This is a genomic window from Bradyrhizobium pachyrhizi, from assembly GCF_029714545.1.
Classification (GTDB): Bacteria; Pseudomonadota; Alphaproteobacteria; order Rhizobiales; family Xanthobacteraceae; genus Bradyrhizobium; species Bradyrhizobium pachyrhizi.
In genome coordinates this window covers 1,104,746-1,119,040 of sequence record NZ_CP121667.1, presented here as the reverse complement: position 1 = coordinate 1,119,040, position 14,295 = coordinate 1,104,746, and the positions used below count along the sequence as shown (strand labels likewise).

Genomic DNA, 14,295 nt, shown 5'->3' with positions numbered 1-14,295 from the left:
GGCCCTGTTTCGGTACTCGCCCAGGAACCATTTGGTCTCGACGCAATCGACGTAGGACTTGTAGGTGAGGTTGTCTCGGCACGTCGACGAGAACGGTCCGTATGTTTGTCCGCCCGCCGACTCGCTGCACCCGACCCAAGGGTCCTTGCCATGCGGGAGGCTCGATTCGCAGCCACCGTTGCAATTGCTGGCGACTTTCTCCAGCGCGGCAATCCTGCCCAGCACTGAATCCGGCGCCGGCGACGGCGCTCGAGCGGTTGACGACGACGTCTGGGTAGTTCTCGATCTCCGGTGAGATGCCCCCGTGGTCACCACCTGTGTCGCACGATTTGGCCTTGCCGCCGGCTTCGGCGCCTCGACCGTGATGGAGGGAAGCGGCTTGGCTGGGTCTGTTTGCGACGCTGCCGGGCCGCACAGCCAGACAGTTGACAACACGGCGACGGCTGAAGGCGCGACAAGGCTCGACGGCAATCTCATGACATAGCCCTCCCAAATCCGGGACGGAAATGCCGTCCCGACGAGGGCACGGTACCATATAGCCCGAGTTTTGCTACCTAGGGTTGACGATAAATCTCCCAGTGTCTCACGATCGACATCGACATGGCGGCGAGAGAACGCCGACCGCTCGCACCTTTCCGGCGTCTGCTCCCGGCCCAAAGCCGAGCTCGAACGGCTCTTGCCGATATTCGCCTTTTGACCCGAAGCGGTTACTTGAACGACACCGACACGCGGTGGGATCGGATTGCAGGCCCACGCCGTTAGGTCAGCGGTTCTGCCCCATGGTCTCTTGTTCAGAAGTTGCCGGCGCCCCCTACTCTCGATCCAGCGGCCATGCTTTGGTCAAAACTGCGTTGAGTGTTTGGCAGGGTCATCGACTTGGAAAAAATACGATCGCCCTCCTTCGGGTGACATGGAACCGGGTGCCAGGTCGTTCCCTACCGCATTCTTGAGGTGCCCACCGCAAAGGCTTGTGATGGAACGGGCAAGGTTCGATAAGGCCGGGATTTTCGCTTTTGGCGATGCTCGGAGCGCTGTGACCTACTCGGTCGAAGTTTTTATCGTCACCGCGATCTACGGGAGCCTTGCGGCCTCCACACATTTCCTTCCCGCTATCAATCCAGCCGCGACACCGCTGTGGCCGCCAACCGGGCTTGCGCTCGCGCTCATGCTGCTGCGTGGCTACCGGATCTGGCCCGCGATCCTGCTGGGCGCTGTCGCGCCTTACCTGATGACTGACCGATCGCTCCTGGAGTTTGTCGCCGCCGGGATCGGCAGCCTCCTTGCTGCATTGGCCGGAACATGGCTGATCGGACGCTGGTCGAACGGACGCCAGACGTTTGCCACGCCATCCGGTGTCGCAAAGTTTGCAGGCATTTCCTTTGCGCCGACCGCGATGATCGGTTCATTCACCGCTTTGGCCGGATTCATCTTCGTCAACGAACCGAGCTTTCCCGATTCCATCGCCGCCGGGCTGACCTGGTGGCTTGCCGACGCAGCCGCGACCCTGCTGATTGCTCCGGTCATCGTGCTCTGGGCGATGATGTCCTTACGGATTTCCTCCAGGTGGGATCTGTTGGAATCGATCGCAGTTATCGCTCTCGCTGGTCTCATTGGGATCGTGGCCTACAGCCCGCTCATCGGCAGTGACCTCGTCAGCGACGATCTCAACGTGCCGTTGCCGCATCGCGGCCTGCTGGGCTTTCTGGCTTTGCTCCCGTTGATCTGGACCGGTCTGCGCGGCAATCGATGCACCGCGGCTACGGCTGCGCTCATTTTCACCGGAATGGCAGTCTGGGGGTTCGCGTTCGGTCATGATCCATTTCCGAAAACGGATCCGAACGGAGCGTTGTTGTCGCTGCTCGTGCTTTCGATCAGCGTATCGGCGCCCCCTCTTGCCCTGGCTGCGGCAATTGCCACGCGTCAGACCACGGAAGCCCATCTGCTTTCTGTGCAGGACCAACTGAACGGTCAACTTGAACGGAACGCCTTGGCGCTCGACAGCATCAGGCGGCACTTCCAAACCCTTATCGAAGGCGTCGTCGACTATGCGATTTTTGCGCTTGATAGAGAAGGACACGTTACGAGTTGGAATAGCACCGCTCAAAAAATCATCGGCTACACCTCGGAAGAAATCATCGGCAAGCATTTTGGAATATTTTATCGGCCGGATGAACGCCGCGCGGGTTCGCCAACACACGCGCTGGAGACGGCAATCGAAAGAGGCAAGTACGACGTCGAGGGTTGGCGCATCAGAAAGAATGGTACGCCGTTCTTCATCACGGGCTCGGTCTCGTCGAGCCATGATGACTCAGGAAATCTGATCGGCTTCATCAGCATTCTGCGGGACGCAACCGAGCGACGCGACGCAGAGGAGAAGCTGGTTCAGGCGCGCGAACAGCTCGCGATGTCGCAGAAGATGGAGGCAATCGGCAAGCTGACCGGCGGAATTGCACACGACTTCAACAATCTATTGATGATCATCGGAGGCAGTGCCCAGATTTTCACTCGCCTGCTTGATCCAAAACTGCCCAAGGCAATTGAAGCCATACAGACCGCGGCCAAACGAGGCGAAAGCCTCACACGCCAATTGTTGACATTCTCTCGCCATCAGCATCTCAGCCCGACGGTCGTCGATCTGAATGCGTCCATCAAGAACATGCGGACCATGATCGAGAGCTCGCTGCGCGGGAACATCGTGTACAATGAGAACGTCGGCGAGGGTGTCGCGTCGGTGAAGGTGGACCTCGCCGAGCTGGAACTTGCGATCGTCAACATCGCCGTTAATGCCCGCGATGCAATGCCAAGCGGCGGCACGTTCACCTTATCCGTCCATGCGGTGACCGCGAACCAGGAAACCGGCGGCGATCGCCGCGCAAAGGCTTTCTTTGCGATAGCGCTTGGCGATACCGGCACCGGCATTCCGCCAAACCTGCTGTCCAAGATGTTCGATCCGTTTTTCACGACCAAAGAGGTCGGCAAGGGTACCGGGCTCGGCTTGTCCCAAGTCTATGGTTTCGCGCACCAGGCCGGCGGCACGGTGACGGCGGACAGCAAGGTTGGACAGGGAACAACGATTACAATCTACTTGCCGTCCTGCGCAGACGAGCAAATCACCAGCAAAGAGCTGGCCGCCGCCAGAACAAGAGCAAGGCAGCCGCAGCGGCAGACGGTTCTCGTTGTCGACGACAGCCCCGAGGTGGCGGATGTGACATCTTCGCTGTTCGAGCATCTGGGCTATGACACGATCTATCGAGATTCGGCCGAAGCGGCGCTGAAATTGCTCGAAGCCGGTACAAAGATCGATCTCGTCTTCAGCGATATCGTCATGCCCGGGACCATCGATGGCGTCGGGCTCGCGAGAGAAGTCAGGTCGCGATACCCCGGTTTGCCCATCGCCCTTACAACCGGTTACAGCGATGCCGCAAAAGCGGCTCCGCCAAGTCTAAGGATCCTCCGCAAGCCATTCGACACCGACGCACTGAGAGATTTTATCCACGATCTTGCGCCGCCGCGACCACCGCGATCATCCGGCACGTCCATGACGTCAGACACGACTGAAGCCTCGCGCAGAAATTGACCGGTCGCACCATTGCAGAAGCAGCTCGTCGCGCAGCTTGACGAAGCGTTGATCCGCACCATCACTGCTGGTGGACATGACTGCTTCTAGCGATCCTGGAAGGCCAGCCGCGCACCGAGCGCGACCAGGATGCTGCCGCCGATCCGCTGCATGATGCGCTGCGACGTCTTCGAGCGCTGCAGCCTCGACATCACGGCGCTGGCGAGGAACACGCAGACGATGTCGACCGCCGAGAAGGTAAGGTTGACTGTTGTGCCGAGCAGAAACAGCTGGGCCCAGACCGGCAGGCTGGCCGACGCATCGACGAATTGCGGCAGGAACGCGAGGAAGAAGATCGCCGTCTTCGGATTGAGCACCTCGACGACGATGCTTTGCGCGAAGGCGCGCTCCGCCGAGAGCGGGGCAAGTGTGGGGCGCTTTGCAGTGTCGCGGTCGCGGAACAGCGACAGCCCGAGCCAGACCAGGTAGGCCGCACCGGCAAGCTTCATCGCCATGAACAGCGGCGGCACCGCATGAAACAGCAGAGCGAGGCCGGCCGCCGCGCCGACGACATGGACATAGCCGCCGAGATGCAGCCCGAGCGAGGCCATCAGCCCCGCGCGCCGGCCGCCCGCCAGCGTGCGCGCCGCGGCGTACAGCATGGCGGGACCCGGGATCAGCGCGAATATCGCGGTCGTGATCGCGAAGGCGAGGTACAATTCCATCGGGCGCTTTCGTCTCAACTCGCCGGGATCATCGCGGCGACCTCGCGGTCATGGGGATTGTCGCTTGCCTCAAGCCCTGCGATGACGCCGGCGCGATCCTCGAGCTTGCGGTTCTGGCTCATCTTCTTCTTGGCGTCGATCCGCGTGATCGGCATCCGGAAGCCGACGATCCCGCGCAGCTGCGCCTTGATGAAATCATCAGGCGCGTCGCTGACCTGCCAGACTTCCGGACGCGCATTCTCGTGCAGCTCGGTCAACCGGGTCACGACGTCGAGCAGACGGTCGGCATCCTCGAAGAACTCGGCCGCGCCATAGGCGTGGACAGCGACGTAATTCCAGGTCGGCACCACCTTGCCGTGCTCGGCCTTGGTCGCGTACCAGGACGGCGTCACATAGGCGTCGGGCCCCATGAAGATCGCCATCGCCTCACCGACTGCGGGCAGCTTCCACTGCGGATTGGGCCGCGCGACGTGACCGTACAGCGTGCCGTAGTCGCCCTCGTTCTCATTGAGGATCAGCGGCAGCGGCGTGCCGATCAGGCCGTCGGCGGTTGCGGTGACCAGCGTCGCGAGCCGCGACGCCCGCATCGCGGCGTGGACCGGACCGAGCTCATCCATCCTGAAATGCGGCGGCAGGTACATGGTAGACCTCTGGTGGACCCCATCAATTGCTGCTCGCACCATAGCGCTGAAGTGGCCTATGATAAGAGCCACTTTCGATCATCTTGATTGGTCCACTATGCCCCGCCTGCGCACCACGATCAGCATCCCTTCGCTCCGGGCCGTCGACCGCGCCGCCGGACAGGTCGGGCGCCAGATCGCGCAGGCCCTGCGCGCCGCGATTGCGAGCGGCGAACTGAAGGCCGGGGAATTGCTGCCGTCGACCCGCGCGCTGTCGGCCTCGCTCGGCGTTGCGCGCGGCACGGTCACGGAAGCCTTCGAGCAGTTGCTGGCCGAGGGCTATCTGGAATCGCAGGTCGGTGCCGGCACCCGCGTCGCGCCGACGCTTGCCGAGCAGGCTCGGCCCGTCGTGGTCCATCGCAAGCCGAACAAATCAGCGCCGATCCGGTTGCCGCCGCGCGCGGCGCGGCTTGGCAAAGTGGCGGCGGCCTTCACGCCGATGCCGGAAGTCCCGTTTGCGATCGCGGTCCCCGGCAGCGCGGTCGCGCCCGACGACCATTGGCGCCGCCTCGGCAACCGCGTGCGCGCATCGCGCGCCGCGGCGCCTTCGAGCTATGGCGATCCGCGCGGCCTGATCGAGCTGCGGCAGGCGATCGCCGACTATGTGCGCAAATCCCGCGCGGTGCATTGCGAGCCCGAGCAGGTCGTGATCACGGCCGGCACCCAGCAAGGCCTCTATCTCGCCGGCCGTGTGCTGCTGTCGTCAGGCGATCGCGTCTGGGCCGAGGATCCCGCCTATCCCGGCATGACCGCCGTGCTCGACGAGCTCGATCTCGTCACCACGCGCGTATTGGTCGATGCGCAGGGCATCGACGTCGATGCCGCGATCGCCGCGTGCCCGCACGCACGCGCAGCTTTCGTGACGCCGTCGCATCAATATCCGCTGGGCATGCCGATGAGCATGGCCCGCCGCAATGCGCTGGTGGCGTGGGCGCAACGAAGCAATGCCTGGATCGTCGAGGACGATTACGACAGCGAGCTGCGCTATGCCGGGCATCCCTTCCCGTCGATGCAAGGCCTCGCCCCATCGCGGGTGATTTATCTCGGCACGCTGAGCAAGGTGCTGTTCCCCTCGCTGCGGCTCGGCTACGTCGTGGCGCCCGCGCCGCTGATCGACGCCTTCGCCGGCGCGCGCGGGCTGCTCGACCGGCATTCGCCGACCGCCGATCAGCACGTGCTGGCGGCCTATATGCGCGAGGGGCTGTTCGAGGCGCATATCAGGCGCATTCGCGGCGTCTATGCCGCACGGCGTGCGACGCTGATCGCGGCGCTGACGCGTCACATGCCCGACGACGTCACGCTGCAGCCGAGCGACCAGGGCATGCATCTGTTGTTGTGGCTACCCCACGGCCTCGACGATGTGCAACTGGCAAAATCAGCGCTTGCCGCCGGCATCGTCGTGCGGCCGATTTCGCCGATGTACAAGGTAGCGGCGCAGCCCGGCCTGATGCTCGGCTTCGGCGGCTTCGAACCGGAGGAGCTGGAGGCGGCGGCGATCAGGCTGCGGCGCGTGATGGATCAGCACACGCCGCCACGGCGGACCAAGCCACGCCGCGCGGACGCGTCACACTGATTTGCTGTCCGGATTACTGCTCGAACGCCGCCTTGAGGCGGTTGAGCTGCGGCACCAGCGGGTTGCCGATGGTCGAGCGATCCGGCGCCGGCGCGTGGATCGTGGTGTCGAGGCGGCGGACGCGCGCCTGCAGATCCATCGAACGGGCGATCAGCTGCTGCAATTGCTCGGGCAGCTTGGTCACCATGTCGGCTGGGCCGGGATCGGCGGCCGACAGCTTCACCTTGGTCTTTTCGCGATTGGCCTGGGTCAGCGTCATCTCGCCTTCCTTGACCGCGCGATGCAGCAGCAGCCAGGAGGCGAGCTGCATCAGCCGCGTGGTCAGGCGCATGCTTTCGGTGGCATAGGTCAGGCTCACGGACCGTTCGAGCGCCTTGGCCTCGGCACGTCCGTCACCGTCGAGATAGGCGGCGGTCTGCTCGACCAGATCCATGCCTTCCCGGAACAGCACGCCGAATGCCGCAGAATTGGTCAGCCGTTCACTGAACAGTACAAGCCCGGCTTCGCTCTGGGAACGATCGGCCATGGTTAACGCCCTCACACCACCGTAACGCCCGCTGGCATCTGACGCGCCAGCTTATGATGAACAAATCATTGCGCGGGCGCGCCGAAGAGTCCAGCCGCAACCGGATTTATGGTTTCCAGCCGATAGGACGCACAAAAAAGAGCCGCCGTTTCCGGCGGCTTTTGAAGTTGATAACAGGGAGGCGTCAAACAGAGTGGACAGGAGCCACTCGGTGTCCAAACGAGGACAATGCAGTCATAATCGAGAAAGCTTAACCGATCGTAAATGAACGGATTTCTTGACGCTTTGTTTGCCATGTCGGCCATTGACCTAGTTTGGGACAGGTCTCTTCTTCCCCCTGAAAGGGGGAAGGTCGGATGGGGGTCAACCGCAGGCGACGGCGTATTTGGAGAGAGCTGATCCCCACCCGCTTTGCTCTGGTGAGCAAAGCGACCTCCCCTTTTCAAGGGGAGGTAGAGCAGCGTAGCCCGGATGGAGCGCAGCGAAATCCGGGAACGGTCCATCCGCGGATAGCGCGGCCCCGGATTGCGCTTCGCTCCATCCGGGCTACGAGGACCGAGTGATGTGGCGACCTACGACTTGAAGAACGCGTTGGCGGCGTCCTTCGACGCGCGCTTCTTCGTCATCGCTTCTTTCAGGCGATCGACTTCGGCGTTGAGCAGCGCGATGCGCTCGGTCAATTCCTCGACCGACAGCAGCGAGAGATCCTGTCCGATCTCGTGGCTGATTTTCTTCCGCGGCCGGTCCTCATCCTCAATCGGCATGTGTCTTCCCCGCGATGCTGATCTGGCGCCCTGCGCCCAGCGATGATAGATATCCGTCCAGAGGAGAATTTTGCAGTGACTTTCGTGTGCGCGCAACATCTGACGCGAATGCCCCGGCCCGACCGCAAGGAGTCTGACCGGACGGGATAGTTGCGCGCCTGCGCGCGAGGCATGAGCCGACCCCAAGCCCTTCCGATCATGCGGGAGGGCTTTTTGATTTTTGATTGTCCGGGATCGGCATCACCGAACGTGAAAGACTGCACCCATGACCAGGATTCTCATCACCAGCGCGCTGCCCTACGTCAACGGCGTCAAGCATCTCGGCAACCTCGTCGGCTCGCTGCTGCCCGCCGACGTCCACGCCCGCTTCCGCCGCCAGACCGGCTGCGATGTGCTCTTCATCTGCGCGACCGACGAGCACGGCACGCCGGCCGAGCTCGGCGCCATCGAGGCCGGACAGGAGGTCCGGGCGTTCTGCGCCGCGCAGCACGCCGTCCAGGCCGACATCTACCGGCGTTTCGGCCTGTCCTTCGATCATTTCGGCCGCACCAGCTCGTCGCACAACCATGTGCTGACGCAGCACTTCTATCGCCGGCTCGATGACGCCGGGCTGATCGAAGCACGCACTTCGCGACAGGTGTTCTCGCCGGCCGACCGGCGCTTCCTGCCCGACCGCTACGTGCTCGGCACCTGTCCGCATTGCGGCGACGCCGGTGCGCGCGGCGATCAATGCGACCATTGCGGCACGCTGCTCGACCCGCCGGACCTCATCGATCCCCGCTCGGCGCTATCAGGCGACCGCGCGCTCGAGATCCGCGACAGCCGTCATCTTTATCTGCGCCAGTCGCAGCTGGTCGACAGCATCGGCGCATGGATCGACAGCCGCACCGGGTGGCCGCCCTTCGTGGTGTCGACCGCGAAGGGCTGGCTCAATGCGGAGCTGCGCGACCGCTGCATCACCCGCGATCTCGCCTGGGGCATCGCGGTGCCGCGCGACGGCTTCGACGGCAAGGTGTTCTATGTCTGGTTCGACGCGCCGATCGGCTACATCGCGGCGACACAGGAATGGGCCGACGCCGCGCCTGGCCGCGACTGGCGGCAATGGTGGTGGCAGGCCGATGACGTCAGCTACATCCAGTTTCTCGGCAAGGACAACATCCCGTTCCACACCGTGAGCTTTCCGGCGACGCTGATCGGCTCCGGCGAACCGTGGAAGACCGCCGATGTGATCAAGGGATTCCATTGGCTGAATTACGAGGGCGGCAAGTTCTCGACCAGCAGGAAGCGCGGCATCTTCACCGATGCGGCGCTGGAGGAATTGCCGGCCGATCTCTGGCGCTGGTGGCTGATCGCCAACGCGCCGGAGAGCGCCGACACAGATTTCAGCGTCACCCGGTTCGTTGCCGATGTGAACAAGGATCTCGCCGACATCTTCGGCAATCTCGCCAACCGCATCATCAGCTTCGCGCATCGCGCCTTCGACGGTCACATCCCGGATGGTGGCGCTCCCGGCGATGCCGAGCGCCAACTCGCGCTTGAACTGGAGCAGCGCATCGCAGCGCTGCACCGCCATCACACGGCGCTGGAGTTTCGCGCCGCTGCGGCCGCGACCCGCACGATCTGGGACACCGCGAATGCTTACCTGCAGCACGCAGCGCCATGGACGGCGATCAAGTCCGATCCGGTCCGCGCGGCGGTCATCACCCGCGTCGGGCTCAATCTCGTCGCGCTCAGCGCCACGCTGGCGTGGAGCATCGTGCCTCACCTCGCGGCGCACGTGCTCGGCGCGCTCGGTCGCAATGATGCCGTGCCGTGCTGGCCCACTGGCCCACTCGTTCCGCTGCTGGATCGTGGCGCGGGCACGCCCGTCTCAAGGCTCGGCCCGCTGGTCGAGAAAATCACGCCTGAGCGAGCCGGCCAGCTCACGGCGCGGTTCGGGGCTTAATGGCGTTTCGCTTCGGTGGAAAAGGCGGTATGCCATCCGCCAATCCTCTCCATTGACCAGGGACCAGCCATGCCAAATCTGCCCGCGCAAATGACCGTCGTTGCCATCAGCAAGCCGGGTGGCCCTGAGGTGCTGGTGCCGGAGACCCGCGCGGTGCCGGTGCCGAAGGCCGGCGAGATTTTGGTCAAGGTCGCGGCCGCCGGCGTCAATCGTCCCGACGTCGCGCAGCGCTCCGGCTCCTATCCGCCGCCGCCCGGCGCCAGCGACCTGCCCGGCCTCGAAATCGCGGGCGAAGTGGTCGCGCTCGGCGAAGGCGCAAAGCACAAAATCGGCGACAAGGTGATGTCGCTGGTCGCCGGCGGCGGCTACGCGCAATATTGCATCGCGCAGGACGCGCAGGCGATGACCGTGCCGCCCTCGCTGTCGATGCAGGAAGCCGGCGCGATTCCGGAAACGCTGATGACCGTCTGGCACAATGTGTTCGAGCGCGGCGCGCTCCAGGCCGGGGAGACGCTGCTGATCCACGGCGGCTCGTCGGGCATCGGCACGATGGCGATCCAGCTTGCCAAGGCGTTCGGCGCCAAGGTGATCGTCACCGTCGGCTCGCAGGACAAGGCCGATGCCTGCCTCAAGCTCGGCGCCGATCACGCGGTCAACTACAAGACCGAGGATTTCGTCGAGGCGGTGAAGAAGGCCACCGGCGGCAACGGCGCCAATGTCATCCTCGACATGGTGGGCGGCGACTATATCGACCGGAACTACGACGCCGCCGCGGTCGAGGGCCGCATCGTCCAGATCGCGTTCCTGTCGGGAACACCGAAGGCCTCAGCCAATTTCGCCAAGCTGATGGTCAAGCGGCTGCACCACACCGGCTCGACGCTGCGCCCCCGTAGTAATGCGGACAAGGCGGCGATGGTCGCGGCGATCGAGGCAAAGGTGCTGCCCTTGCTGCGCGAAGGCCGCGTCAAACCGCTGATGGACAGCACATTCCCGCTGGAAAAGGCCGCCGACGCGCACCGGCGCATGGAGACCAGCGAACATATTGGCAAAATTGTGTTGGCGGTTTAACCCTCGCGACGGAAGCAGGGGCGGAAACCCTTTGATTCCCTTCGCTTTCGTGTCATTTATCGCGCCACCGCCGGGCCGGTTGCCGGGCCCGGTCAGTTTGTCGATCGCGGAGTACTGACATTGCGTCTGATCAGGTGCCTTGCGCTGCTCGCGCTGGGCCTCATGATGTTTGCCGCCGCGCCTGCCGCGTATGCGATCGACGCGGTCAGCGTGCGCAGCGATGCGCCGGCGATCGATTTGACGGCGGTTCTCGACCATCAGCGCAGTGAAACCGACCGCATCCAGGTCTCCACCGCGCCCGGAACCGACGGCATCGTGCGCCGCATCGAGGTTCGCGCCCGCGAAGGCGGCCAGAACTGGGTGGTGTTCGCGCTTGCCAACAACACCGACGACCAGCTCGACCGCCTGATCGTCGCGCCGCACTACCGCATCGTGTCGTCCGGCCTGCTGTGGCCCGACCTCGGCCTGTCGCGCATCGCCACCATCACGCCGTCGGTCGGCGATCGTCCGGAGCGGCAGGAGAGCCCGACCGCCGACGTGTTCCGCATCACGCTCGATCCCGGCGCCGTCGTCACCTATGTCGCAGAACTGCGCACCGACAAGCTGCCGCAGCTCTATCTGTGGGAACCTGACGCCTACAAGGACAAGGTCAATTCGTTCACGCTGTACCAGGGCATCGTGATCGGCATCTCGGGCCTGCTCGCGCTCGTGCTCACGATCTTGTTTGTGGTCAAGGGCAGCATCATGTTCCCGGCCGCCGCGGCGCTGGCCTGGGCGGTGCTGGTCTATATCGGCGTCGACTTCGGCTTCTGGGGCAAAGTGCTCGACATGTCGAACAACGCCGAGCGCGTCTGGCGCGCGGCGGGCGAGGCGATCCTCGCCGCGACACTGCTGGTGTTCCTGTTCGCCTATCTGAATTTGAGTCGCTGGCACGTCCGCTACTCGCACATCACGATCGGCTGGCTGGTCTTCCTCGGCTCGCTGGTCGCGCTGGCGCTGTTCGATCCCGCGGTCGCCTCCGGCATCGCGCGCATGTCGCTGGTCATGATCGCCTTCGCCGGCTTCGCGCTGATCGTCTATCTCTCGACCCACGGCTTCGACCGCGCGGTGCTGTTGATCCCGACCTGGTTCCTGCTGGTGGTCTGGGTGGTCGCGGCCGGCATGACGGTCGCAGGCTCCGTCACCAACGACATCGTCGGCCCCGCACTGCTCGGCGGCCTGGTGCTGATCGTGATGCTGATCGGATTCACGGTGATGCAGCACGCCTTCGCCGGCGGCGGCGCCACCACCGGCGTCGTCTCCGATGTCGAGCGCCGGGCGCTGGCGCTGACCGGCTCCGGCGACCTGATCTGGGATTGGGACGTGTCAGCCGACAAGGTGTTCACCAGCCCCGAGACCGAGGCCCTGCTCGGCCTCAAGCGCGGCACGCTGGAAGGCCCGGCGGCGAAGTGGCTCGAGGTGCTGCACCCGCTCGACCAGGACCGCTTCCGCGCCGCGCTCGACAGCGTGCTCGACCAGCGCCGCGGCCGCCTGGTGCAGGATTTCCGGCTGCGCACGCCGGACGGTCACTTCATGTGGTTCGCGCTCAAGGCGCGGCCGGTGGTCGGCTCCGACGGCGAGGTCTCGCGCGTGGTCGGCACCCTGACCGACGTCACCGAGTTCAAGAACTCCGAAGAGCGGATGCTTCATGACTCCGTCCATGACAACCTGACCGGCCTTCCGAACCGCCGGCTGTTCATGGACCGCCTCGGCGCGGTGGCGAATCTCGCCAAGACCATGCCGAACCTGCGGCCGACCCTGATGGTGATCGACCTCGACCGCTTCAAGCAGGTCAACGATTCCGTCGGGATTGCGGTCGGCGATTCCATTTTGCTGACGCTGGCGCGACGGCTGACCCGCATCCTCAAGCCGCAGGACACGCTGGCGCGCATGGCCGGCGACCAGTTCGGCCTGATCCTGCTGTCGGAGCAGGACCCGGCACGGATCACCAATTTCGCCGAGACCATCCGCAAGACCATCCGCGCCCCGATCGCGTTCAACGACCGCGAGATCTTCTTGACCGCCTCGATAGGGCTTGCGCTGTCCGACCCGGCGGCGCCGCTGACCGACGAGATCATCAAGGACGCCGAGCTTGCGATGTATCATTCCAAGCGGATCGGCGGCGACCGCATCGACGTCTACAAGCCGGCGATGCGGGCGCGCAAGACCGACCGCCTGACGCTGGAGAGCGACCTGCGCCGCGCCATCGAGCGGCAGGAGATCACGATCCTGTACCAGCCGATCGTGCGGCTGGAGGATCGCGCGATCGCCGGCTTCGAGGCGCTGGCGCGCTGGGATCATCCCAAGCTCGGCCGGATGTCACCGTCGGAATTCATCAACGTCGCCGAGGAGACCGGCCTGATCGTCGATCTCGGCATGTTCGTGATGGACCAGACCGCGCGCCAGCTCGCGGTGTGGCAGCGCGCGATGCGCGCCCGCGAGCCGATCTTCGCATCGGTCAACGTGTCGTCGCGGCAGCTGCTGCGCCACGATCTGATCCACGATATCCGCACCGTGCTGTCGCGCTCCTCGGTGGCGCGCGGCACGCTGAAGCTGGAGCTGACGGAATCGCTGGTCATGGAGAACCCGGAGCACGCCGCCCAGATGCTGGCGCGGATCCGCGAGCTTGGCACCGGGCTGTCGCTCGACGATTTCGGCACCGGCCACTCCTCACTGTCCTATCTGCAGCGCTTCCCGTTCGACACCATCAAGATCGACCAATCCTTCGTCCGCACCACCAGCCGCGGCACCCGCCCGGTGATCCTGAAATCGATCATCGCGCTGGCGCACGATCTCGGCATGGAGGTGGTCGCGGAAGGCGCCGAGACGGATTCGGATGCCGTCGAGCTCTACCAGCTCGGCTGCGAATACGCCCAGGGCTTTGCCTTCGGCGAGCCGATGGACGCGGATGCGGCGACCCGGCTCCTCACCGAGGAACGGCTGGAAGCCGCGAGCTAGCTCTTGTCGTCCCGGCCTTGAGCCGGGACCCATTCGCCGAGGCCCATCCATGACGCGCTGGGGCCAGTTGCCTTCGTAACGACAACGCCCTGTGGTTATGGGTCCCGGCGTTCGCCGGGACGACGGTTGGGCATTCGCTTGAACTTGACGCTCTTGCCGTCGGCCTGGCGGGTGGCGATGTAGCCGGCCTCGAGGCAGGCCTCGCGCTGCGGCATCTTCTCCTGCGGGCTGCGCAACGTCTCCCACCACGAGGCCCGGTGCGCGGCGCGCGGCAGTGCCGCATCGATGATCGCCTCGATCTCCTCGAAGGTCAGCACGAATTCAGGCAGATGCTGCTTCTTCAGATAATCCCGCAATGCGTCGTAGTCGTTCACAACGTCCTCGATGACAAAAGTCCGGCAACCACCCGTTAACCCATTCGGCGGCCGCTGTCGCCATTTAAGGCGACAACAAGATTTCCC

The 14,295-nt window shown here is 64.4% G+C and carries 10 protein-coding genes; 5 read left to right on the top strand and 5 right to left on the bottom strand.

Annotation, left to right across the window (positions count from 1 at the left end):
- Positions 1-1,033 precede the first annotated feature (1,033 nt).
- Positions 1,034-3,577, top strand: a complete 2,544-nt coding sequence (locus QA639_RS04980) for an MASE1 domain-containing protein (RefSeq protein WP_283089299.1) — start codon at positions 1,034-1,036, stop codon at positions 3,575-3,577.
- A gap of 86 nt (positions 3,578-3,663) precedes the next feature.
- On the opposite strand, the gene QA639_RS04975 is transcribed toward QA639_RS04980, so the two are convergent.
- Together QA639_RS04975 and QA639_RS04970 are read right to left on the bottom strand one after the other, a co-directional pair.
- Complete coding sequence (locus QA639_RS04975; RefSeq protein ID WP_028333671.1) at positions 3,664-4,281, bottom strand: LysE family translocator; 618 nt, start codon at positions 4,279-4,281, stop codon at positions 3,664-3,666.
- 14 nt (positions 4,282-4,295) lie between these two features.
- On the bottom strand, positions 4,296-4,922 hold the full coding sequence (locus QA639_RS04970) for an FMN-binding negative transcriptional regulator (protein ID WP_028333672.1): 627 nt from the start codon (positions 4,920-4,922) through the stop codon (positions 4,296-4,298).
- Positions 4,923-5,019: 97 nt separating this feature from the next.
- Here QA639_RS04970 and pdxR point away from each other — a divergent pair, with 97 nt between their 5' ends.
- Positions 5,020-6,534 carry a MocR-like pyridoxine biosynthesis transcription factor PdxR gene (gene pdxR / locus QA639_RS04965; protein WP_283089298.1) on the top strand — a complete coding sequence of 505 codons (1,515 nt, stop codon included), beginning with the start codon at positions 5,020-5,022 and terminating at the stop codon, positions 6,532-6,534.
- Positions 6,535-6,547: 13 nt separating this feature from the next.
- Here pdxR and rcdA read toward each other — a convergent pair whose 3' ends face one another.
- Together rcdA and QA639_RS04955 are read right to left on the bottom strand one after the other, a co-directional pair.
- Positions 6,548-7,060, bottom strand: coding sequence for a protease adaptor protein RcdA (gene rcdA / locus QA639_RS04960; protein WP_028333674.1), 513 nt, complete (start codon positions 7,058-7,060; stop codon positions 6,548-6,550).
- A gap of 572 nt (positions 7,061-7,632) precedes the next feature.
- A complete protein-coding gene (locus QA639_RS04955) occupies positions 7,633-7,824 on the bottom strand; it encodes a DUF1192 domain-containing protein (protein ID WP_016845225.1) in 192 nt (63 codons plus the stop codon).
- Between the two features lie 265 nt (positions 7,825-8,089).
- Between QA639_RS04955 and metG the strand changes: the two genes are divergently transcribed.
- The 3 genes from metG (at position 8,090) to QA639_RS04940 (ending at position 13,834) form a co-directional block, all read left to right on the top strand.
- Positions 8,090-9,769, top strand: coding sequence for a methionine--tRNA ligase (gene metG / locus QA639_RS04950; RefSeq protein ID WP_028333675.1), 1,680 nt, complete (start codon positions 8,090-8,092; stop codon positions 9,767-9,769).
- Positions 9,770-9,838: 69 nt separating this feature from the next.
- Entirely contained in the window at positions 9,839-10,837 is a 999-nt protein-coding gene (locus QA639_RS04945; RefSeq protein ID WP_028333676.1) for an NAD(P)H-quinone oxidoreductase, read from the top strand.
- A gap of 120 nt (positions 10,838-10,957) precedes the next feature.
- Positions 10,958-13,834 (top strand): EAL domain-containing protein, encoded by a 2,877-nt coding sequence (locus tag QA639_RS04940; protein WP_028333677.1) that lies wholly within the window; start codon positions 10,958-10,960, stop codon positions 13,832-13,834.
- 95 nt (positions 13,835-13,929) lie between these two features.
- Here QA639_RS04940 and QA639_RS04935 read toward each other — a convergent pair whose 3' ends face one another.
- Complete coding sequence (locus QA639_RS04935; RefSeq protein WP_283089297.1) at positions 13,930-14,208, bottom strand: DUF7662 domain-containing protein; 279 nt, start codon at positions 14,206-14,208, stop codon at positions 13,930-13,932.
- Between the last annotated feature and the right edge of the window lie 87 nt (positions 14,209-14,295).

What these genes read in the sequence shown, in the direction of transcription:
- QA639_RS04945 (WP_028333676.1), top strand. Translation starts at nt 9,839, where the DNA reads ATGCCAAATCTGCCCGCGCAAATGACCGTCGTTGCCATCAGCAAGCCG.
- QA639_RS04970 (WP_028333672.1), bottom strand. Translation starts at nt 4,922, where the DNA reads ATGTACCTGCCGCCGCATTTCAGGATGGATGAGCTCGGTCCGGTCCAC.
- pdxR (WP_283089298.1), top strand. Translation starts at nt 5,020, where the DNA reads ATGCCCCGCCTGCGCACCACGATCAGCATCCCTTCGCTCCGGGCCGTC.
- QA639_RS04955 (WP_016845225.1), bottom strand. Translation starts at nt 7,824, where the DNA reads ATGCCGATTGAGGATGAGGACCGGCCGCGGAAGAAAATCAGCCACGAG.
- QA639_RS04975 (WP_028333671.1), bottom strand. Translation starts at nt 4,281, where the DNA reads ATGGAATTGTACCTCGCCTTCGCGATCACGACCGCGATATTCGCGCTG.
- rcdA (WP_028333674.1), bottom strand. Translation starts at nt 7,060, where the DNA reads ATGGCCGATCGTTCCCAGAGCGAAGCCGGGCTTGTACTGTTCAGTGAA.
- metG (WP_028333675.1), top strand. Translation starts at nt 8,090, where the DNA reads ATGACCAGGATTCTCATCACCAGCGCGCTGCCCTACGTCAACGGCGTC.